Source organism: Neobacillus sp. B4I6 (genome assembly GCF_050434045.1).
GTDB lineage: Bacteria > Bacillota > Bacilli > Bacillales > Cytobacillaceae > Neobacillus.
Genome location: NZ_JBNPWB010000002.1, coordinates 2,685,262 through 2,707,730 on the forward strand (window position 1 = coordinate 2,685,262; position 22,469 = coordinate 2,707,730).

At 38.6% G+C, this 22,469-nt stretch carries 25 protein-coding genes; 9 read left to right on the plus strand and 16 right to left on the minus strand.

Annotation, left to right across the window (positions count from 1 at the left end):
- Positions 1–12: 12 nt before the first annotated feature.
- From QF028_RS15340 to QF028_RS15375, 8 genes are all read right to left on the minus strand, one after another.
- Complete coding sequence (locus QF028_RS15340) at positions 13–855, minus strand: hypothetical protein (protein WP_429466657.1); 843 nt, start codon at positions 853–855, stop codon at positions 13–15.
- Positions 856–902: 47 nt separating this feature from the next.
- A complete protein-coding gene (locus QF028_RS15345) occupies positions 903–1,397 on the minus strand; it encodes a flavodoxin domain-containing protein (protein WP_429466659.1) in 495 nt (164 codons plus the stop codon).
- A gap of 275 nt (positions 1,398–1,672) precedes the next feature.
- The gene (locus QF028_RS15350; RefSeq protein ID WP_410883028.1) at positions 1,673–2,389 is read right to left on the minus strand and encodes a response regulator; all 717 of its coding nucleotides are present in this window, start codon (positions 2,387–2,389) and stop codon (positions 1,673–1,675) included.
- Positions 2,352–3,980 (minus strand): ATP-binding protein, encoded by a 1,629-nt coding sequence (locus QF028_RS15355; protein ID WP_429466662.1) that lies wholly within the window; start codon positions 3,978–3,980, stop codon positions 2,352–2,354. The genes QF028_RS15350 and QF028_RS15355 overlap by 38 nt, the downstream gene beginning before the upstream one ends.
- 80 nt (positions 3,981–4,060) lie before the next feature.
- Positions 4,061–5,587 carry a tripartite tricarboxylate transporter permease gene (locus QF028_RS15360; protein WP_429466664.1) on the minus strand — a complete coding sequence of 509 codons (1,527 nt, stop codon included), beginning with the start codon at positions 5,585–5,587 and terminating at the stop codon, positions 4,061–4,063.
- Positions 5,588–5,643: 56 nt separating this feature from the next.
- Complete coding sequence (locus tag QF028_RS15365) at positions 5,644–6,096, minus strand: tripartite tricarboxylate transporter TctB family protein (RefSeq protein WP_429466666.1); 453 nt, start codon at positions 6,094–6,096, stop codon at positions 5,644–5,646.
- 75 nt (positions 6,097–6,171) lie between these two features.
- Positions 6,172–7,200, minus strand: a complete 1,029-nt coding sequence (locus QF028_RS15370) for a Bug family tripartite tricarboxylate transporter substrate binding protein (protein WP_429466668.1) — start codon at positions 7,198–7,200, stop codon at positions 6,172–6,174.
- 240 nt (positions 7,201–7,440) lie between these two features.
- On the minus strand, positions 7,441–8,355 hold the full coding sequence (locus QF028_RS15375) for an alpha/beta hydrolase (protein WP_429466670.1): 915 nt from the start codon (positions 8,353–8,355) through the stop codon (positions 7,441–7,443).
- A gap of 170 nt (positions 8,356–8,525) precedes the next feature.
- On the opposite strand from QF028_RS15375, the gene QF028_RS15380 reads away from it, so the two are divergent.
- Positions 8,526–9,833 (plus strand): ectonucleotide pyrophosphatase/phosphodiesterase, encoded by a 1,308-nt coding sequence (locus QF028_RS15380; protein WP_429466672.1) that lies wholly within the window; start codon positions 8,526–8,528, stop codon positions 9,831–9,833.
- Between the two features lie 14 nt (positions 9,834–9,847).
- A complete protein-coding gene (locus QF028_RS15385) occupies positions 9,848–11,122 on the plus strand; it encodes an MFS transporter (RefSeq protein WP_429466674.1) in 1,275 nt (424 codons plus the stop codon).
- Between the two features lie 188 nt (positions 11,123–11,310).
- Here the strand turns inward: QF028_RS15385 and QF028_RS15390 are convergent, their stop codons facing one another.
- Positions 11,311–11,574 carry a hypothetical protein gene (locus tag QF028_RS15390; protein ID WP_429466676.1) on the minus strand — a complete coding sequence of 88 codons (264 nt, stop codon included), beginning with the start codon at positions 11,572–11,574 and terminating at the stop codon, positions 11,311–11,313.
- Positions 11,575–12,245: 671 nt separating this feature from the next.
- Complete coding sequence (locus tag QF028_RS15395) at positions 12,246–12,593, minus strand: metal-sensitive transcriptional regulator (RefSeq protein ID WP_429466678.1); 348 nt, start codon at positions 12,591–12,593, stop codon at positions 12,246–12,248.
- Positions 12,594–13,130: 537 nt separating this feature from the next.
- On the opposite strand from QF028_RS15395, the gene QF028_RS15400 reads away from it, so the two are divergent.
- Positions 13,131–14,249 carry a metallophosphoesterase gene (locus QF028_RS15400; RefSeq protein WP_429466680.1) on the plus strand — a complete coding sequence of 373 codons (1,119 nt, stop codon included), beginning with the start codon at positions 13,131–13,133 and terminating at the stop codon, positions 14,247–14,249.
- 168 nt (positions 14,250–14,417) lie between these two features.
- Positions 14,418–14,579: a hypothetical protein gene (locus QF028_RS15405; protein ID WP_215001880.1), complete on the plus strand. Its 162-nt coding sequence runs from the start codon at positions 14,418–14,420 to the stop codon at positions 14,577–14,579.
- A gap of 101 nt (positions 14,580–14,680) precedes the next feature.
- Here QF028_RS15405 and QF028_RS15410 read toward each other — a convergent pair whose 3' ends face one another.
- Positions 14,681–15,157, minus strand: coding sequence for a CBS domain-containing protein (locus tag QF028_RS15410; protein ID WP_429466683.1), 477 nt, complete (start codon positions 15,155–15,157; stop codon positions 14,681–14,683).
- A 13-nt stretch (positions 15,158–15,170) separates the two neighbouring features.
- Entirely contained in the window at positions 15,171–15,839 is a 669-nt protein-coding gene (locus QF028_RS15415) for a TetR/AcrR family transcriptional regulator (protein WP_429466685.1), read from the minus strand.
- A 294-nt stretch (positions 15,840–16,133) separates the two neighbouring features.
- Here QF028_RS15415 and QF028_RS15420 point away from each other — a divergent pair, with 294 nt between their 5' ends.
- On the plus strand, positions 16,134–16,298 hold the full coding sequence (locus QF028_RS15420) for a hypothetical protein (protein ID WP_215001874.1): 165 nt from the start codon (positions 16,134–16,136) through the stop codon (positions 16,296–16,298).
- Between the two features lie 181 nt (positions 16,299–16,479).
- The gene (locus tag QF028_RS15425) at positions 16,480–16,926 is read left to right on the plus strand and encodes a hypothetical protein (RefSeq protein WP_429466687.1); all 447 of its coding nucleotides are present in this window, start codon (positions 16,480–16,482) and stop codon (positions 16,924–16,926) included.
- A gap of 158 nt (positions 16,927–17,084) precedes the next feature.
- Here the strand turns inward: QF028_RS15425 and QF028_RS15430 are convergent, their stop codons facing one another.
- Positions 17,085–17,657, minus strand: coding sequence for a DNA-3-methyladenine glycosylase I (locus QF028_RS15430; protein WP_429466689.1), 573 nt, complete (start codon positions 17,655–17,657; stop codon positions 17,085–17,087).
- Between the two features lie 190 nt (positions 17,658–17,847).
- Here QF028_RS15430 and QF028_RS15435 point away from each other — a divergent pair, with 190 nt between their 5' ends.
- From QF028_RS15435 to QF028_RS15445, 3 genes are all read left to right on the plus strand, one after another.
- Complete coding sequence (locus tag QF028_RS15435) at positions 17,848–18,669, plus strand: Cof-type HAD-IIB family hydrolase (protein WP_429466691.1); 822 nt, start codon at positions 17,848–17,850, stop codon at positions 18,667–18,669.
- Positions 18,670–18,817: 148 nt separating this feature from the next.
- Positions 18,818–19,114 carry a hypothetical protein gene (locus QF028_RS15440; protein WP_429466693.1) on the plus strand — a complete coding sequence of 99 codons (297 nt, stop codon included), beginning with the start codon at positions 18,818–18,820 and terminating at the stop codon, positions 19,112–19,114.
- Positions 19,080–19,409 (plus strand): hypothetical protein, encoded by a 330-nt coding sequence (locus QF028_RS15445; RefSeq protein ID WP_429466695.1) that lies wholly within the window; start codon positions 19,080–19,082, stop codon positions 19,407–19,409. Before QF028_RS15440 ends, QF028_RS15445 begins: the two co-directional genes overlap by 35 nt.
- 90 nt (positions 19,410–19,499) lie before the next feature.
- On the opposite strand, the gene QF028_RS15450 is transcribed toward QF028_RS15445, so the two are convergent.
- The 3 genes from QF028_RS15450 to QF028_RS15460 all read right to left on the minus strand — a co-directional run bounded on the left by QF028_RS15450 (position 19,500) and on the right by QF028_RS15460 (position 22,455).
- Positions 19,500–20,975, minus strand: a complete 1,476-nt coding sequence (locus QF028_RS15450; RefSeq protein WP_429466697.1) for a sodium:solute symporter family protein — start codon at positions 20,973–20,975, stop codon at positions 19,500–19,502.
- Positions 20,975–21,172, minus strand: a complete 198-nt coding sequence (locus QF028_RS15455) for a DUF3311 domain-containing protein (protein ID WP_429466699.1) — start codon at positions 21,170–21,172, stop codon at positions 20,975–20,977. The genes QF028_RS15450 and QF028_RS15455 overlap by 1 nt, the downstream gene beginning before the upstream one ends.
- 98 nt (positions 21,173–21,270) lie before the next feature.
- A complete protein-coding gene (locus QF028_RS15460; protein ID WP_429466701.1) occupies positions 21,271–22,455 on the minus strand; it encodes a M20 family metallopeptidase in 1,185 nt (394 codons plus the stop codon).
- Between the last annotated feature and the right edge of the window lie 14 nt (positions 22,456–22,469).

A 22,469-nucleotide genomic window follows, 5' to 3' on the forward strand; every position in this document is an offset into this window, starting at 1 on the left:
TATATTTTAGATTTATCCGACCTTTTCTAATGTCTTCCTTTTATTTTCAATTGGTTTCATATTAATTAACAAAATGACAAAAGAACTAAGGCAGCCGATACATAGAATCACCCATAACGGAACTAAATCCATTGCACCTTTGATTCCTGCTTGTTCCTGAACAATCGAACCATAAATCAATATTAGATTATAAACAAACCCCTTAACATTTAACATAACTGTTAGCACATATCCGATTGGCCGCCGCTGCCAAAGAAAATAGGCAGCAACGATACATAATGGAACTACGAATGTTAAATCTAATGTGGCAACCAGGTTGTTTGAAGAATTTAAATTAATCATGATTTGTGGTGGATTACCTGTGGTAACAAAATTTATCCACTGAACAATCCATGCTCCCCCAAGGGTTATGGCTAATAGGATCATAAAAATGCTAATCCCTTTAACAGGTGTTTTCTTCTTAAATGACTTTTCAATATTGTTGTAATCTATTAAAACTAATCCGAAAACAATTGAATACATCGACAAAGTGAACAAGGCGGCATATATAAGAAAAAAAGAGTTTAATGCAGCACCAAAAAGATAATAAGAATAATTATATATAGTAAAATTAAGCATTCCTAACCAAACTAACTGCCCTCTTAGTGAACCACGAATCGATAGAAGCAATGCAGCAATCAAAAGTGGCAAGCCGACAGCGAGTAAAATAATATCATTGGCATACCATGCATGTAAGGCAAAACTGCTAGTATCCTTATACAATTCGTCAATAAAAAGTCCACCGACTGCAGCAATTAAAGGTAGCACAACGATGATAATTGTCATTATATAAGAAGATTTCAACGTGGATTCCATCAAATATCACTCCTTATCTTCTATAGAAATAGAAGAGGCAGTAACCACTAAACAATACTTTTTATATGATTTAATTTGGACGCAAATTCCTTGATGGCCTCATAATCTAAATTGGATTGATCAATGGTTGCACCGCTCACTTTTTTTACAATTTGTTTTTCTATAAAGTTCATTTCTGATAAGAGAAATTCACCGCCAAATAACCCCATTGCCGTGGAATTTTTGCGCAATTCTTGTGGAAAGGCATGGTTAAATTGCTCGATGGCGGTCTCGCCATCATGCATGCAGCAAAGGAAAAGACCGACGTCTTTTTCCAAAAGTGTTTCTAGGTTGTTTCTTATAAACTGTTTTATTTTTCGTTGAATATTCCCTGCATGAACCGAGCCGCCAATGATAACGGTATCAAAATTTGCCAGATCGAACTCTTCTTTCTCCCTCTTCATATCCACCGCTAAAACTTCCCCTTCAAGACTTTCACTTAAAAATCTTACTGCTTTTTCTGTAGTCCCATGAGACGAGCAATACACAATTAAACTTTTCATGTCAATTACCCCTCCTTCATATTACATTACTAAAACCAGCCACATTTACTAAATATCTTGCTGGCTATGAAGATTCAATCTTATTATATAACTAATTTAAATTCTCTCCTGTGGTAATATTGGCAAAATTATTACAATTAAACAAAGGTACAACATGGTGTCAGGCACCATGTGAATAATTCACAATAGTGTCAGGCACCGCCTTCTTATGCACTGCCTACATCAAAAAGGAAGAAGGCTCTCCATTAGAGCCTTCTTCCTTTTTAGTGGTTATGCTATTTGACTCCACTTTTTACCAAATAGACTCGTTCAGGACGACCCACCGTTCCGTAAGCTAAATCTGCTGCAATTTTTTCCTCAGACATGAGATGTTCAAGATACCTTCTGGCCGTTGTTCTGCTAACGCCTATTTCTTTGGCGACGAATTCTGCTGTTAACCCGAAATCGACTTTCGACAGGACATCCAAAACCTTTTCAAGTGTAAGCGGATCAATTCCCTTCGGCAAATAAGCTTTTTCGCTAAGGGAGAGATCTATTTCTTTTCGCAGTAACTTGTCCACCTGTTGTTGGGTGACATGGAGATTTTCATTCCTCAATTCTACTAACTTCGTGTGAAAATCCTGATACCGCAGCAATGATTGTTTGAATCTCTCGAAAATCACTGGTTTAATAATATAATCAAACACACCTATACTAATTGCCTCTTGAACCTTATGAATCTCTTTTGTGGCGGTAATCATGATTACATCCATTTGTTTATTTTGCTGCTTTGTTTCTTTGAGTAAATCAATTCCATTCATGTCTGGAAAATATACATCCAGCAAGAGAAGGTCTGGCTGTAGTAAATCAATATAGGTCTTTGCTTCTTGATAACTTGCCGCAATTCCTACCGTTTGAAAACCAGCAATCTGTTCAATAAATCGTTTTTGAATTTCTGCAATTCGTAAATCATCCTCAACAATTAACACTTCTATATCCGGGCTCTGCTTCATTCAAACACCCCCTGCTTTTTGGTATCGCTACTGTGAAAATGGTCCCTTCCCCTTCATTCGAGGAAAAGGTGATATATCCCCCTAAGCTCCTTATGGCTTCCTTAACAAGACTTAACCCAATCCCTGCATTGCTTTGACGGTTTTTCGTTGAAAATCCATCTTGAAAAATTTGTTCACTTAGGCTCGTGTCAATGCCTTTGCCGTTATCTTCTATTTCGATAATCAATTCTTTTCCTAGGTCAGTTAAAAACAAAGAAACCTTTTTTTCTTCCTTATTATTTTCTCTTACAGCATCGAAGGCATTATTGACAAGGTTACCTATAATTGTGACTAACGTATCCCTACTGATTTCCGCTGGAACATCCTTAAAGCTGCTCTCTCGGTCTATTGTAAAATTGATTTTTAACTCACTCGATAAACTGACCTTACCTAAAATAAAACCGGCAATGATCGGGTCAGGAATTTCCTTCATTAGGAAGCTTATGAAACCTTGCGCGACATCCACTTCCCTTGAAATGAAATCAATCGCTTCTTTATAAGAACCAAGTTGAATCAAGCCAAGAAGTGTGTAAAGACGATTGGAATATTCATGTGTCTGTGCTCTTAGTCCTTCAGCATATGCTTTTACATGGGACAATTCCTGAATCAGATTGGAAAGCTCTGACTTGTTTCTGAAGCTAGCAACTGCTCCAATTACTTCTCCCTTTTTATTAAAAATGGGAATACGATTAACCAAAAATACCTCTCCAAAAATGGCAAATTCCCGATCATACTCCGCAAGTCCCGTTCGAACAACTTCATATAGATGCGTATTTTCAAGTACATCTTCAATTCTTTTTCCACGGAGAAGGACCTCTTTCGGAACATTGAGAAATTTATGTGCGGTTTCATTGACAACTGTTATTCGCCCATTCGTATCGACTGCGATAATTCCTTCATGGATGGATTCTAATATGGCATGTTTCTCCTGGTACATCCAAGCTATTTCTTTAGGTTCAAGTCCGAAAATCGCTCTCTTAATATTTAAGGAGATTAATAATGCGGCTATTAATCCTCCCAGTAAGATAATCATTGTCACCATAAAGATTTTTCTTCTAATCTTTGAAACTTCTTTATCAATATCCGTTTGAAGATATCCTACTGAAACCACTCCAATAACTTCGCCGCCCTCACTAAATATGGGTGCTTTTCCTCTCAAGGAAGGACCAAGGGTTCCAATCGATTCTGAGATGACCGATTCTCCTCTAAAGACTCGTTCATTATCTCCACCAACCATTTTCTGTCCTAATCGGTTTGGGTCAGGATGAGAATAGCGAATCTCCTTTCGATTCCCGATAACAATAAATTCCGCTCCAACCTGTTTTCTAATTTTTTCTGCGATCGGTTGTATAATGGCAGCAGGATCGGTACTATAAAAGGCTTTTTGAATCTCTGGCATATTTGAGATGGACTGTGCCACCGATAAGGCCTTCGTCCCTTTTTCGTGCTTAAGATTGGATTCCATTATGTTTTTAAAAGTTATTTCAAAAACCCCGCCAATTAGGATGATTAATATAAAAATACCTAACATTAATTTCGTATGTAATCGCATACAAACACCTCTATATCTATCATATAGAAAAAAACCCCTTAAAAAAAGGGGTTTTTTCAATAATCAGAACTTTAAAAAGATTATCCTTCTTCGTTTATAACGACATTTTTTCCTCTCATCTTCATTATGACCGGAATAACCAACCAAAGAACGGTCAAAATTAAGAAACTTAATGAGATAGGGCGTGTGAAAAACGGTCCAAAATCTCCATTTGAAATCGTTAAGGCTCTGCGCAGGTTATTCTCAAGCATTGGACCTAGTACAAGTCCTAACACCAATGGTGCAATCGGGTAATCATGTTTATTTAGAAAATAGCCAACTAAACCGCAACCTAGTAGAAGCAAAAGGTCATTAATCGAAACTTGAACCGCATAAACACCGAAAATAGAGATGGCAATAATGATTGGAATCAAATATTTCTTTGGTGTCTGAATGATTTTTGCAAATACCTTAACAAGCGGGAGGTTGAGTATTAACAGCATGATATTTCCAATAAACATACTAGCAATCAATCCCCACGCTACTTGGGGATGATCTTCGAATAATAACGGACCTGGCTGAACGTTATACATCATCAGTGCCCCCATCAGGATGGCGGTTGTACCCGAGCCCGGAATTCCTAATGTTAATAAGGGTATCATTGCTCCGCCTGAGGCTGCATTGTTCGCCGATTCTGGTGCTGCAACACCCGCAATCGCCCCAGTACCAAATTTCGATGGGTCTTTAGAAATCTTCTTTTCTAATATGTAAGAAAAAAAGGAAGCGAGCGTCGCACCTGCTCCAGGTAGAATCCCGATAAAAAAGCCTAAGATGGATCCTCTGGCGATCGGTCCAGCCGATTCTTTCAACTCTTCTTTAGATGGCAGTAAATTATTAATCTTTGCCATTTGTGTATCTTCTTCATCTTTCTCTAGGATGGTCTTAAACACTTCACCAAGGGCAAACAAACCAACGGCAATGGTCAAGAATTCAATTCCTTGGTATAACCATGGAATATCAAAGGTAAATCGGCCAATCCCAGAAACATTGTCAATTCCGATCGTAGCAAGGAGCAGCCCACTTACCGTCATAATTAAGGCTTTCGTAACGGACTTTCCTGCCAATCCGCTCACAGCGCCTAGTCCTAAGAGCATCAGAGAGAAATATTCAGAAGGACCGAATTTAAGGGCTAGATTTGACAATGGTTTCGCTAAGGCAATTAGTGCGACCAACGTGACGATTCCTGCCACAAACGACCCAATCGCTGCAATCGATAACGCACTACCCGCTCGTCCTTTCTTTGCCATCTGATAACCATCTAATGTTGTCACTACGGACGATGACTCGCCAGGAGTATTTAATAGAATAGAAGTGGTTGATCCACCATACATGGCTCCGTAGTAGACACCAGCAAGGAGAATGATGGCACTAGTTGCGGCTTGTTCAGGAGGAAGTCCTCCCGTAATGGAAGCGGTAACAGGAATAAGCAAGGCAACGCCGCTCATCGGACCAATCCCCGGTAACACCCCAACGGCTGTCCCAATCAAAACTCCAACAAATGCAAAAAGTAAATTATACCAAATAAGTGCCGAACCGAATCCGTGCAGCAAATAATCAAGAGTATTCATTACATATCCCCCTTTCCTTCCAAGAAACGTGGTGCCTGACACCATAACTTAATTGACTAAAACCAAATTGGCCACCCTGGAAGAGTTCCTTTTAATACTTCGACAAATAAGAAATAGACAAATCCAGAAAAACATCCAGCGATTATTAGTGAGGTCAGCCATTTAGCACGTTCCATTGTCTGAAAGCAGACAAAAAGAAATAAAAATGTAGTGATCACATAACCAACTGATTCCAGCGTCAAAATATAGATTAATGTGGCTGCCAATATGATTAAAAAAGGCTTATACTGCAATTTTTCTTTTTTCTTTTCCTGCGTTTTTCCATTAAAGGTTTCATAAAATAAGCGAATACTTAAGATCGTCAACAATACCCCAAGAATAAATGGAAAAATATCTGGTCCGACTACACTTCCATAAGAAGAACTTGCAATACTTCTGCTTCCGATAATAAATAGAACTCCTACAGCTAGAAAGACTATAGCAGCGATGCGATCAAATTTAATGTCCATCCGCAATCCCCCCAATCCGTGCGATTTTAAAATAAAAGGGAAGGAGAAAGTCGTTCCTTCCCTCTTGGGTTACTTCTACTTCTGCATTCCTAATGCTTCTAATAATTGTTGTACTTGTGATTCCTGATCATCTAAGAACTTTTTAAAATCTGCCCCATTTTTATACTCTAATTCCCAGCCTTGTGTCTCGACTTCTTTTTTCCATTCAGGTGATTGAACTAACTTATCAATGGTTTTTTCCCAATAAGCCTTTGCTTCATCGGACATTTTTTCTGGACCAAATACACCACGCCAAATCGTAAATTCTGCATCGACACCTTGTTCCTTCGCTGTAGGGACATCTTTAAAGTCACCTGATAAGCGTTCAGTGGATGTAATCGCAAGGACTCTTACTTTGCCTGCCTTAAGAAACTCTTTTACGCTAGAGGCATCCGTCCCAATGACATCTGCGTTTCCTCCAAGTAATGCGGTAATCGCTTCGCCACCGCCATCATAGGAAACGTATTTAATTTTGGTTGGGTCAACCCCATATTTATAGGCTGGTAGAATGGAAACTAAATGGTCCATCGAACCTGGTGCCGAGCCACCAGCAAAAGTCAACTTACTAGGATCCTTCTTTACTTCTTCCAAAACCGATTTTAAATCTTTAAATTTGGAATCGGCTTTAACAACTATCGCTCCATAGTCTTTCGTAAGTTGTGCTAATGGTGTGGTATTCTTATAACCGTACGGACTGTTTCCTTCTTTCTTTAAATTGTTGATAATAATCGGCGGTGAATTGACAAACAGCATGTCATTATTTTCCACTTGCTGGGTTGCATATTCCGCCATAAAAACTGCTCCACCGCCGCCAGGCTTATTCTCAACTGTCATTGGCTGTTTTACAAGCTTTGTTTCACTTAACACTTTTGTAAACGAGCGGGCTGTTAAATCCCAGCCTCCACCTGCTCCAGACGGTGCTACCACGCTAATGGCCTTTGTTGGATAACCGGTGCCTTCCTCTTTTTTACTTGTACTCGCTGTTTCCTTACTGCTGCAAGCCCCCAAACTTAAGGCCAATGTTCCTGCACACATTACTGCTGTAATTCTTTTGATAGAAAACATTTCATTTCCCCCTTTGTAAACGTTTTCTTAACGTTTTCTTAATTTTACAAAAATTTTGAGGTTTTCATAGATTATTCATTTAAACAGCATTAAAAACTTAACTACCATTTTGTTCATAAAGTTCATAGGTTTAATTATTGTTATCAACACGTGAAAGAACTCCTGATTCAGTAGCTCAGGAGTTCTCAGATGTTCATTTATAATTGGACCCAATATCTGGCCAAGGTAAGCTTAAAAAAATTATTGGAAGTTTTTCTTTAGGTAATTCCCTATTTCGCTAACAGCCTTTTTCGCTTCAGGTAAAGTATCACCACTAATTTGCCACACATGCCACATCTTGTCCCAAACTTTAAATGTGACATTAACACCTGCATGACGTGCTTGTGCGGCGAGTAATTCTGCATCGCTTTGCAAGATCTCATGATTTCCTGCTTGGATGAATAATGGAGGAAGCCCGGTCAAGTCTGCAAAGACTGGTGATATTAGCGGATGGTTGAGGGAATTCTCATTCCCCGCATACATTAGTGCTGCATCCCTTACACCTTGCACACTTAAATATGGATCAACCTCCTTGTTTTTACGGTAACTTTCCCCGCTGCTTGTTAAATCTACCCAAGGAGAAAGACAAACAATTGCCCCTGGGAGTGGTTCATTTTGATCCCTTAAGACCAAAGTGGCAGCAATGCTTAAGCCACCTCCTGCAGAATCTCCTGCCAAAATAATCTTGGAGGAATCATAACCTTGTCGCAATAGCCAGCGGTACATGGTAACAGCATCCTCGATGGCAGCTGGAAATGGATGTTCCGGTGCAAGACGATACTCAGGAAATAACACCTTTACACCCGCCGCTTTCCCAATTCGAGCCGCTAGTGGGCGGTGGGTATTGGCAGAGCAAAATGCATAACCACCACCGTGTAAATAAAGGATCACCTTGTCAGCTAAAATGTTTTCGGAACTAAGCCACTCAGCGTACAAGCCTTCAATTTCAAGTTGCTCAACCTGGCAGTTTTTCGGGAGTTTCCCCAGTTTTCTTGCTGCCGTGTCGAGCATCTGCCGCTGTTCATCCATCGCTCGATCTGATATCCCCTTTTTTAGGGCTCTTTTTACCGAAAGTTTAATTCCTTTTTCAAAAAAATAGCTTCGGATACTTGGCATCTTCATACCTCCATTAATCCAGAATTTGCTAATATCATTATACTAGAAAAACCTTCTATTAAATCAATGCTTTCAACAATAATGTAAATATTCTGTAACCATTCTTCCATTTCCGCCTACCTGTAGTACAATTGAGTAACTGGTAGATATTTTCGGAGGTTTTCCAATTTATGAAACGACTGACTGACCATTTAATTATCATTTCATTTGATTGCCTTTCAGCCTTAGATTTTCCTAAGTTAAAAGAACTACCACACTTTCAAACCCTATTAAAAAATGGGGCCTATGTTGAGAAAGTCGAATCCATTTACCCTTCCGTCACTTATCCTTGTCATGCAACGATTGTCACAGGTAATTATCCGAACCGACACGGTGTAATTAATAACACACTTCTGCAGCCAGGCATGATTTCTCCTGATTGGAACTGGTTCAGAGATTGTATTCGAGGAACAACCTTGTATGACGAAGTAAGAAAGGCAAATATGACAACAGCTGCACTATTATGGCCAGTCACAGCCAAAGCAAAAATCGACTATAATATGCCCGAAATTTTTGCGAACCGCCCTTGGCATAATCAAATTCTTGTTTCACTGATGAGTGGAAGTCCACGCTTTCAGTGGGATCTTAATAAACTTTACGGGCATATCCGAAAAGGCCTTAATCAACCGGAATTGGATGACTTCGTATTGGAATCGACCGTCGATACCATTAAAACCAAGAAGCCGAATTTATTGATGGTCCACTTTACGGATTTGGATACCCAGCGGCATTATCATGGTTTTTCTTCGGAAGAAGCACTGGCAGCAATCGACCGCCACAATAGCCGACTTGGCAGAATTATCGAGGCCTTAAAGGAAAGCGGAATCTATGAGAATTCCACTATAGTTGCACTAGGTGATCATAGTGCATTAGATGAAAATAAAGCCATCAACCTAAATGTTCTCTTTCATGAGCAAAATCTTATAACCACTAATGGAAAAGGAAAGATAATTAATTGGAAGGCATATTGTAAAAGTTGTGATGGCTCTGCATATATTTATATTAAAGACAAACAAGATTTAGCCACACATGATAAAGTTAGACGATTGCTAGATTCCTTACAAGTGGATCCTGAAAACGGGATTGAAAACGCTCTCACTGGGGAACAAGCAGCTGAAAAAGGCGCAGATGGAACGTGTTCCTTTATGGTTGAAGCCCAAAGAGGATATTTCTTTTTAGAAGACTTCGAAGGGGAGTTCATCAAAACAATCACGAAGGAGGACGTAAACGCGGATCATAAATACACCTTGGCCTGTCATGGCTATTCACCTGAGAAAGAAAATTATGGAACCATTTTTATGGCAGCTGGAAAAGGGATAAAATCAATCACCCTGCCTTCTATCCGTCTCATTGATGAAGGTCCAACATTTGCAAGGCTTCTAGGAGTAAATTTAGGCCAGACAGATGGAAGGACGATAGAAGAAATGTTAAAGAATTAAAAGGGGGAAAATCTATGAGTCGGATGTCAAAGCAAGAAAAGAGCTGGGCGTTATATGATTGGGCAAACTCTGCTTATTCGATCCTAATCACAACGGCAATCTTCCCGCTTTATTTTAAGGCAGCAGCTACCGAGGCGGGGCTTGAAGCTTCCACTTCCACTGCTTATTGGGGCTATGCTAATTCGTTTGCTACTCTGCTTATATCGCTTTGTGCGCCTATTTTAGGAAGTATAGGGGATTTCAAAGGGTTTAAGAAACGATTTTTCACCTTTTTCTTTGCATTAGGAATTATATTTACCTTACTGCTTTCAGTCGTACCGAGTAACCAATGGCTAATTTTATTAATTTGTTACATGATTACCGTGATTGGTTTTGGCGGAACAAATATTTTCTATGATGCTTTTCTTGTCGATGTAACGACTGAGGAGAGGATGAACCAGATTTCATCAAAAGGCTATGCAATGGGGTATATCGGAAGTACAATTCCCTTTATTATTAGCATTGCTCTGATTATATTATCGCAGCAAAACATCCTTCCATTATCTGTTACGGTTGCAAGTAAAGCGGCTTTTGCGATTACCGCATTATGGTGGGGCTTATTCACGATTCCAATGCTAAAAAATGTCAAACAGGTTTATTATAAAGAATCCGTTCCAAATCCCATTTCCAATGGCTTTAAACAGCTTGTTAAAACATTTAAGAAGATTAAATTGTACCGTCCACTGTTTCTGTTTTTAATTGCCTATTTCTTTTACATTGACGGAGTTAATACGATTATTACCATGTCTACAGCATACGGTTCTGACCTAGGAATCACTTCTACGAACCTACTTATTATCTTGTTTGCGACACAAGTTGTTGCTGCACCATTCGCGATTTTATTTGGGAAGCTTGCCGATAAATTTAAAGGCAAAACGATGCTGCTAGTTGGAATTTTTGTTTATATAATCATTTGTACGTATGCTTATTTCTTAAAAACTACGTTAGATTTTTGGATTTTGGCGATGCTTGTTGCCTCCTCACAAGGTGGAATCCAGGCCCTAAGCCGCTCCTACTTTGCGAAACTAGTTCCAAAAGAAAACGCCAATGAGTTCTTTGGCTTTTATAGTATTTTTTATAAATTTGCAGCTATTTTAGGGCCATTCCTTGTCGGATTCACCGCACAGATAACCGGAAATACGAACAGCGGTGTGTTTAGCTTAGTTATTCTCTTTGCCATCGGAGGAATCATTCTTCTTCGCGTACCTGAAACAACTACTATCTCAAAATCAAATTCTATTTCTGAATAAAAATTTATTAGACCTCACCATGAGGTCTAGTTTTTTTGAAAATAATGGTGCCTGACACCAATAATCTTCAAAATCCCTATATAATATACAAACCGATTTTCTTGAAGAATCGTTTATTAATGTAAAGGGATCCGGAATTGACTAAGGGGACTGCCTTCCAATCGGTTTGAAGGAAATTCATATTTTGACTATTTTTTCTTTCTACTTTTTATAAAGTGAACGATTGTCCCCCCAATAATGGAACCAATCGCAACGGATCCAAACATCATAAAATAGATTCTCTCAGCTAGATCAGCCATTCCCTCACCTGGATAAAGTACCGCCTTAGCACCCATTATGAATGCTGCTGCTAAAAAGAATACCGCTGGGATCCAGTTCACCCATCGAGAATCTCTTTTCATTAATATGAATGGTATGACCATCCCAATAAGAACTAACCCACCGAAAAACATGTGCACCCACCCTTCCTTGTAAATATTATATTCACCTCTGGAATGGGACGTTCTTTAAAGATGGTGTATCCCAAATTAAAAAAGCCGGAAAGTTTACTAATATTAGTACCTTTCCAGCAAGGGATTGCTTAGATTAACCTATTTCATATTAATGAAAGTTGGGACATTGACAATTCTCAAATTTTTACAATGTCCTAAAACTACCTAACTGTTACCGCCACATTTGTTAACTTTCCACCAGAAGTAGAGACTAGAGTGAGAGTTCCCCCTTGAACTATGGACTTGGCTGAATTAATAGTAGTGAAAGTAAAAGCCCCTCTGTTATTTACATTTACACTTGTGAGCAAGTTTGCTGGACTGCATCACCAATATAAATGGAAACTTTTATACCTGGCCCAAATATATCTGACATACCATTAATAGTCCATCTTTTACCAATTTTTCTATATTCAGCTGTGTTGACGGTAAGCTTATCTGTTGGGAAAAATCCTTTGAATTTTTATTTATAATAATATTTTTATCAGAATATTTCAAATATATTATTCGAGTTTCTTTCAATCTTTCTTCTTAAATAGACCTAATTTCCTATAAAAGAAAAAGAACGTACCTGGGTACATTCTCCGTCGAAAAATATTATTTTTTGATTGTCCTTAGAACACCAATAGACTAGATTATTTTTTCATTAATTTTTGGATGGTGACGAGAACTTCATCCAAGACTTCAAAATCACCTTCTTGAATTCTTTCTACAACACAGCTTTTCAAATGACCTTCAAGCAGGATTTTGGCTACGCTATTTAAGGCGGATTGTGTGGCCGATATCTGGTTTATGACATCATCACAATACGTATCTTTCTCAATTAAGCCCTTAATGCCTCGAATTTGCCCTTCAATTCGATTAAGTCTCGTAACAAGATTATTTTTCACCTTATTCGGATGATGACTCTTACGATCGCTTCCTTCATCTGAGCAGCAGGTATTTTCAAAAAGTTCATCTACCTTCCCTACTTCATTAGACATTGGTCCGCCTCCTTTTTGGGAATATTATATCATACCTCAGGAAAGTGACGGGAACGGTTGCTACAAAAGATTTATGAAAGACATTTAACCTGTACTGTTTCAAGATTTTGTCCTTCAGAGGCTTCTTAAAAGACATTTCTCCTGTACTCTTACCAGGTTTTGTCCTTCATATCCTTAATATGCATTGAAAATGTTTTGAAAAAGAAATTATATTTCTAAAATATCTATCCATGACATCTTTTACCCTTATCATCCATAATCACTAAATGTGTTCATAGATAGTATGATTACTATAGCTGGTGACCTAAAATATTGCATTAAATCCTTTCGTGACAATAAGAGTAATGATTCCAAGCTTCCATATGGACCACGACGATTTTTGATGAAGGACTAACCTTACTTACCTTTTCAATGTCACTACATCCCATCGTAATCTGATTCAAATGGGTTGGATTAATTGACAGCCCTTGCATGCCAATGCAATACTTGAACTACATTTCATGTTTATGGAATATTCCCTCAATAAAGGAGCAATCGATGAAACCACGCTACTTGATAAATTTCATGACCATCATAATTGTATATTCTGCCATAACATTTTATATCGGTTGGAACGGCTGGGTTTGGCTGCATTCAGTATTTAATTTGCAGGATAAATGGATATACGGTTTAGTCGTTAGTCTCATTTCCTATTCATACATCATCGGACATTTCACAAAAAAAGTGCCTCTATTTAAAATGATCGGCTCTTATTGGTTTGGATTATTCCAATATGCCATCCTTTTCTTGCCTCTTTCCAATCTTGTTGCCTTTGTTCTCATTTTTGCTGATCTTTCCACAACATCAGTCATCAATTGGGTAGGAGGAGCGGTGTTAATATCTTTTGTTATTCTATTTATCTTCGGAACGTTTAATGCATATAGCCCTGTCGTTCGGACTTTTTCACTTGTCATTCCAAAACAGGTGGGCAATCTAACTGAGCTTCGAATTGCCATGGCCTCTGATATGCATTTTGGCAGACTTTCAGGCATCCGACATATTCGCCGTCTTGTCCGTAATGTAAACGCTCTAAAGCCGGATATCATTTTACTGCCAGGCGATATCATTGACGACGATCCCGAGCCATTTACTCAAAAGAAAATGGGTGATGTAATGAAGGAGTTATCGGCCCCCTTAGGTGTCTATGGAGTTCTAGGAAATCATGAATATTATGGCGGTGGGATTCCAAAGTTTTTGCAGGAAATGGAACGAATCGGGATAACTATCCTATTGGATCAAGTACTCAAAATAGCTGACAGCTTTTATCTTGCAGGTCGAAAAGACAAAACTGATCGAAATCGGCTACCGATTGAAGCTATTCTAACTGATATTGATCCATCCCTGCCAATTATTATGATGGATCATCAGCCAGCTGAAATAACTCATGCGCAAGAAAATCGTGTCGACTTACTTTTATCAGGCCATACACACAGAGGTCAAATGGCACCGAATCATCTGATTACAAAAAGGATATTTGAAAATGATTGGGGCTATCTTCAGAAAAGTCAGCTTCATTCCATTGTTTCATCCGGTTATGGTTTTTGGGGTCCTCCACTTCGGATTGGCAGTCGTTCTGAAATCATACAAATACATCTTACCTTTTTAAAAAGGGAATAGCGTAAAATACTCACCAATCATTTGCATCCCACATAAGAATAGAAGAAAAATTATTTTTGCGTTCACAAAATGTAAATTTTTTTAACTTTTCTGATAATTTATTCTGGCTTTATTTCCTTATCTTCATATATAATATTTTCATAACTATTTCGAAGGGTGTTGGTTAATTTGGCAAACAAAGCTGAAGCGAAAAAAATCTCTGTTAATTCGACAATTTCATTAAAAGGAATTGTAAAAGCCATTTTCAACGATACCGTTCATGTGCAAATTGGCGGGAAAATCATAACGCTCCCAGCATCTGAACTCCTGCTTGAAAAACCACTTCAATAGTTTAGTCTTACAAAGGTTATTATAATGGAACAATAGGAGTATATTCTTTCCAAAGACAGCCCTTCCCTTTAAAGTGAAGGGCTGTCTCAGTTGCAAGACTATCATTGCCAATCATTAATAATCGTTTCTTGTATGCTGCGAATGACATCTCCCCTGCTGATTACACCAACCACATGATTAGACTCATCAACAACAGGTAGTTTTTTAAAGTGATGCTTAGACAATAGAGAGACAACTTTTTTCATTTCATCTTCAGGATGGACGGTTACGATTCCGTGGGTTTTGGCAATCCGAATGACTTCCCTGTCAGCTAATTCTCTCAAGCGATTCTCCATGTTTTCTTTGGCAACATATGTGATAAGAGAAAAATAATCATGAATCCGACGATCGACTGGACTGATTGCCCGTAAAATGTCACCATCTGTTACAAATCCACGTAGCACACCATTCTCATCGATAATCGGTAAACCGCCAATTTTTTTCCCAACAAACATTGTCATTACATCTTTAATGGAAGCACTTGGACTAGCTGATATAACATCCTTAACCATAAAATCCTTTACCTGAACATTTATCATATCGACATCACCTTCATTTTTGGGATATTGGATTATTCGTTTCATCCGTATTTTGCAATTGCTGTAACACATCTGGTGGAAAAACCATCCGGCACATTACTTTCGAAATTTCTAGAAAATCCGCTCTTTTCCCAGTTTGTCCCTCTTTCCCATGACCATTTTCCACTAAGACTAAAATTGCCCACGCGACAGTTTCTAAATCGAGATCCTCCCAGGTTAATCCTTTTTCTTCCGCTTGTTTAAGCCCTAACAAAATTCTCGAATGAATTTTCCTTCGTGCGTCACCCAGAAATTCAGCAAGACCAGGATCTTTCATCACTAACTCAGGCAACACACGCTGTATCCCTAACTCATTAAGGCGTTTATTATGGGCTTCTAAAAGCGATGCTAATAATGATACTGGATCATGGGAAATCCAACTAGGTTCAGGTGGGAGAAGCTTGTCTAATTTGTCTTCTAATAATGACATTAAAAGTTGGCGTTTATCTGAAAAATAACGATAAAAGGTACCGGTAGCAACACCTGCATGGGCAGCAATTTCCTTAGCAGTAGTTTGCTCGTACCCCTTAGAAATAAACAAAATTTGTCCACTTTCGAGCAGTGCATTTCTTTTTTGTTGGGCCCGTTCCTGTTTTGGAAGAAAAGGGAATTCACCAATTAATAGGTCATCACTGTCTGGCATTTTATCACCTCAAATATATCATACCACGATTTTAAAATTTGAACCAGAGTTCATGTTTTCGTTGACAGACAACTTCAAAAATGCGATACTTGACCTACGGTTCATGTTAAGTCGCTATTATTGTTTTAACACCCCTTTGCAATATAGATAGATCAAAACATGACCGATTTTTTTTATAAAAATCCCCTTGCCTTAGCAGGAGTTTCTAATATTTTTCCGAATAATTTAATGTATCTTTATTTTATTTTTTATAAGATCCTATATTTCTACCAATTTTCGAAAGGCGTTGATATTGTGGCAAACCAAGCTGAATCTAAAAAAATCTCTGTCAATTCAACCATCTCCTTAAAGGGAATTGTGAAAGCCATTTTCAACGACACCATTCATGTCCAAATTGGCGGCAAGATCATTACTTTGCCAACATCAGATTTCACGCTTGATAAACCTGCACAATCATAAGAAGCTATTTTTCTTGCTAAGAAAGCCCATCACTGTTGTGATGGGCTTTCTTTTTGTAAAATGAGTAGCACCCTTCGATTCATTTCATAATATACAAAAGATATGCTTTAGCTGCAAAGATTTCTATCCTTGTCATTATCGTTGTACATGAAGAGTTTAAATTGAGTAGGTTGTGAAATCGTTGAAAAGTAGTTGTGACTTAGAAAATGGCCTACAAACAGTTATATCTATCCAACGAACTATTGATATTATAACGGCATTTTTATTATTAACAGGTCAAGTGACAGTTGTTAGACTTGTTATAGAACCAGGAGGATTTGCCCTATCTGTTGGTGGGCCGCTAACTGGAAGAGCGCGTTTAGAAGGTAAAGCAGGAAATAAAACATTTAGTTTGTTTTTGGACATTGGGGATATCCTTTTAGCGATACTATTGATTAGCGATCAGACAAATGTGTCAGGTATCTTTATAGGTCCAGGAAGGTTTAGCTTTAATATTACAGGACCTATTTTTGGAGTTCCTAAACACGAACCTACATTGCCTGATTTAGAAAAAGTCTTTACGCAATTTCGCTGGATTGTATCTGAACATTTTGAAATCGAACCTGAAATTTTAATCAAATCTAATTAAGAAGGAAGTGGTCATGTTGTCCTTAACAGACCTCCCAACATTCGAGCCCTCTAAAGCAGAAATATTTTTATTTTTACTGTCAATTGCCATCTTTATATTTTTCTTTACACAACCTAAGGAAAGCGATGTCTCTACATTGAGATAGTCGCTTTTTTTCTTTAGTTCGTTATTTGATGTGTTTTTTGATAACATTCACAGGTCACGATATGGTCATTCACCATTCCGGTCGCTTGCATGAAGGCATAACAGATGGTCGAGCCAACAAATTTGAAGCCGCGCTTCTTTAAATCTTTACTTAATTGATCACTAATATCCGTGATTGCAGGAACATCTTTCATTTCACGGAAGTGGTTTTGAATGGGGTTACCGCCAACAAAGGACCATATGTACTTACTAAATGAGCCAAACTCCTCCACAACCTTCAAAAACGCAAGTGCATTGGTAATGACTGCATTGATTTTTAGCTTATTTCGGACAATTCCTTCATTATGGATTAATTCTTCGATTTTCTTTTCATCATAGCGGATAATTTTTTCGGCTTCAAAGTTATCAAAAGCTTTCCGGTAGTTCTCTCTCTTTTTTAAAATGGTGTACCAACTCAGTCCTGCCTGGGCCCCTTCGAGATTTAAGTACTCAAATAGCAGGCGATCATCATAGACCGGAACTCCCCATTCATAATCGTGATAATCAATATATAGTGGATCCTGATTTACCCAACCGCATCGATTCATTTTTGAAAAGCCTCCAGTACTTCCGTTGATTACATAACTTACGTTCACTTAAGTATGACATAATTTTATAAAAATAAGAACCTCCCATTTATTATTCGATAACTACGAATTGGATTCAATTGTTAGACGTATTTTCACTAGATTTATAGTAAGATAGTTAGATGACATATGTTTAAAGGAGACTTCAAGAATGCATTATAAAATGATTGTACTTGATTTAGACGATACACTATTGCAGGACGACCACACGATATCTGACCGCACAAAGCGTGCACTTATGGATGCACAAGAATTAGGAGTGAAAGTGGTGTTAGCTTCTGGCCGGCCTACGTCAGCCATGTATGCTATTGCTGAAGAACTGCGGTTGAATGATTTCGGCAGCTTTATTCTTTCTTTTAATGGCGCTAAAATTACTAACTGTCAGACTGGTGAAGAACTGTTTAGCAGCACTTTATCGCCTGATGTCGTTCACTATTTATATGAAGTAAGTCGTCGTGAAAATGTTTGGATTCATACGTATGTTGGGGATCAGATTGTTACCGAGGCTGGAAACCAATTCACAAATATTGAAGGAGAAATTACTGGCCTAGAAATAATTGAAGTCGGCAGTTTCGTGGAGGCTGTATCGGAACCTGTGGTAAAAGTGCTGATGCTTGAAGATGAAACAAAACTTGCGGAAGTAGAAGAAAAACTGCAGCGAGAGTTAGCTGGTCATCTAAGTGTCATGCGTTCCAAACCATTCTTTCTAGAATTTACGGAGCATGGCGTCACGAAAGGTACAAGCCTTAGCCATTTGATTCAACAACTGGGGATTAAGCGCGAAGAAGTCATCGCAATTGGAGACAGCTATAATGACCTTGCAATGATTGAGTTTGCAGGCTTAGGTGTTGCTATGGGGAATGCTCCAGACGATATTAAAGAAAAAGCTAACTTTGTCACTGACAGCAATATGAATGATGGTGTTGCAAAGGTTGTAGAAAAATTCGTATTGAAAACACCGACTCTTGTTTGATAATAAAATTTTATCGAAACAACGCATGGAATTTTTCCGAGCGTTGTTTTTTTGCACTCTTTCCTTTCCAACAGCCCAATCATGTCCCCTCTTTAGTTTTTCAAGCATAAAATATTCCAACCAAATACAAAAAAAGGCGGAGAGAGGTATGGGATTATTCATTAATAACAGTGAACATCCGGATGTTTATAAAAACAAACAAAATCCACAAGCGCCCAATCAAGTCATATCAAGACAGGATTTCCTGTCTCAATTAATTTCTGAACAGCAAATAGCGAATACTGCACTCAAAAAAGCCTTATCTGAATTAGGTATGCAATCCCAACATCAAGAAGAAACACACTTCAACCAGTGGAACCATGTTGGCCATCAACTAAATGATTTACAAAGAAGGTTGGAGAGGTACGAGGATGCGAATCATGGTGCTTGTCCTCCAACTGAATGAACAGCTCGAACTACAAAAAGTGGTTGCAGAAAAAATGGCGAAACAAGAGGCGTTTCAAGGCGGAGTTTTACAGCGCTTAGACAATCAAGAAGCACTAATGGACAAAATCTCCCGTCAAATCAATCATATCCGGTCCATTCTGTTCGAACGGACGAATTATTTGGCCACAAAAATAGACGACGGCTATAAACTTACTTCTTCCTATGTGTATAAATTAATGACGGGTTCCGACCAGCCATTAACATTTTTCTTGATGAAGCATAAGAAAGAAAAAATTCAAAAACAGACTGATTAACTTCACTGATTTAAACGTTACAAAAATAAAACACCCCAGTCGTCAATACTTTTTAACGACTTGGAGGTGTTTTAGTTATTCATTCTAAAATTATGCCACACGCTCATTCGTGTTATTGGCAGCACTTGCTGATTTCGTTACAAAACTTACAACAAATGTAACAACAAGATTAATTACTAATGCGATAACACCCACATTGAGGTCCTTAATGAATTGTGGAAGCGCTGGGAATAGTGTACCAACTGTAGAAGCACTAATTGTAATGTAGGCAACCGTAAACACCCCCACTGCAATACCGGCAAACGCACCAGCTTTTGTCACCACGTTCTTTTTAGCTAAGCTGAATACCAATGCTGGGAACAATTGTGTTACAAGGCTGTAGCCCATTAATAGCAAGGTTACTAGAGTGTCCCCGCCTTTAAAGGTAAAGTATAGGGCGATGAGTGCAACCGCGGGCACTAGGTTCTTAGCTAGTTTAGATATTTGTTGGTCAGAAGCTTTTGGTACAAAAACCTTATAGACGTTTTTAGCTAATAAGGTAGAGGCTGACATCATTATCATTGATCCTGGAACAATCGAAGTTAATAAACCAGCCGCACCAATTAATCCGACTACCCATGGATCAAATGTCTGCATCGATAGTTTTAATAAGGCAAGGTCACCGGCTGGACCCTCCAAACCCTTAACCTGAAGGATGGCGGCAAAGCCTACGAAGAATACAAATAATAACACGAGTTGATAAAGCGGCATGATAATCGCATTCTTACGGAATACCTTTGCACTTTGTGCTGAATAAATGGAACCGAAAGTGTGCGGCCACATATAGAAACCAAGTGCAGTTAATAATACTGTAGAAATAAACCAAGATACACTTAATCCAGTCTCAGGAAGAGCAAGGAAACCTGGTTTAGCAGCCTCAATTGCTTCAAACATTGGCTGGAAGCCGCCGTAATAATGAATTGGTAAATAAATACCTAAGAATAAAACAATACCTAAAATCATGATATCTTTAATAACAGCTGTCCAAGCAGAACCGTGAATTCCTGAAATCATCACGTAAACCGTTACAGCAATAACTCCAATCCAGATAGCTGCAGTAGATGAAATCGAACCACCAGAAGCTTCAGAAACAATGATTCCTAGTCCTTTTAATTGTAGGACAAGATATGGAATCAATGCAACTACACCAACTATAGATACAAAAACACCAAGTAATGGACTTTTATATTTACTAACAAAAAAGTCAGATTGTGACATTAATTTGTTATCTTTTGCATATTTCCAAATGGCAGGAAGTAACCAATAGGACATGATATAAGCTAGACAACCATAGCCTAAAATATAATAAGTTGGGCCCCCTTTACCGTAAGCCCATCCGCTTCCGCCAAGGAACGTAAATGTAGTATAAATCTCCCCTGCCATTAACAAGAATACAAAGATTGTTCCGAACCCCCGTCCCCCTACTGACCACTGTTCAAGGCTCATGTCCTTACCCTTTTGAGCTTGGACACCAAGGAAGATGGATAATGCTAAAAATCCGAAAATGATAATTAATGCTGTATTCATTAGATTTCCTCCTCCTTATTTGCTGGGTCCATTTTGAAAACAATCGCCATAATTCCGGAAGTAATCACTACCCACAAAACAATGTAAAAGAGCACAAAAGGCATCCCGAACACGTAGGGAGTGACTTTATTGACGAAAGGAATTCCACCGAGTAAACCAATGAACGGTATGATTGCGATAAGTTGATGAAGTTTCATAAAATAACCCCCCAATATTAATAGATAATAATAATGCCTTTATAATTAAACCGGACCTTCGCTGGTCTCTATTATTTCACGAAGATCCATATGATAACTTAAGCTAAAAACTTAAAAGTCGCATGAAGGAATGTTTTTACACCAATTTCTAGTGCATCCTCATCGATTGTGAAGCGTTCGTGATGATGCGGGTAGGTAATACCTTGTTCCTCATTACCGGCTCCAACATAGAAGTAGCAGCCTGGAGCTTTTTCCATGAATGCAGAGAAATCTTCTCCACCCATATTGGGTCTCATCATATCAAGTGCCTCTTCACCAAATACTTCTCGAACCGTTTCTTCAATCACGGCTGTCACTTCATTATCATTGATGACAGGACGGTAGCCAAATTCATATTTAAAGTCGTAAGTGGCTTCATGCGCTTCGGTAATTCCCTTGACGACGCGCTCCATTTTTGCAGGAATGGATTCACGAAGTGTTGGATCAAAGCTGCGAACAGTTCCCCAAATTTTAACTTGTCCAGGAATTACATTGTGGGTTGTCCCACCGATAAATTGGGTCACGGAAATAACCAAATTATCCAGTGGATCCGTATTTCTTGATACAATATGCTGAAGGTTGGTTACAACCTGTGCACCAACGGCGATGGAATCGATTGTTTGATGTGGAAGGGCTGCATGTCCACCTTTTCCATTCACAGTAATCCAGAAGGTGTCTGGTGAAGCCATCATCGAACCATAGACAACCCCAACTTTGCCTTTTTCAATTGGAGACCAGAGATGTGTACCGATGACAAGGTCGACCCCGTCCATTACTCCTGCCTGCACCATTTCCTCAGCTCCACCTGGGAATAACTCTTCTGCATGCTGGAACAAGAAACGAACTTCGCCTTTAATTTGCTCCTTTAAGCCCGAAAGGATTTTGGCAGTACCGAGCAGCATTGCTGTATGACCATCATGACCACAAGCATGCATTACACCAGGGTTTTGGGAAGCGAATTCAAATGTGTTCTCTTCTTGGATTGGCAGTGCATCCATATCCGCACGAATGGCAAGCGTTTTTCCTGGCTCAAGGCCGATCAAACGCGCAACCACACTAGTTTTTGTTGGACGGGTAATCTCCAAGTTTCCAAACGATTTTAACGTATCATAAATAAATTGAGATGTTTTTTCCTCTTGGAAGGATAGTTCCGGATTTTGATGCAAATGCCTTCTCCAGGCAATGACTTGCTCTTTTGTTTCTTCTGCTAATTGATTAAGATTTACTTTTGTATTAATACTCATGCTTGTCATCTCCT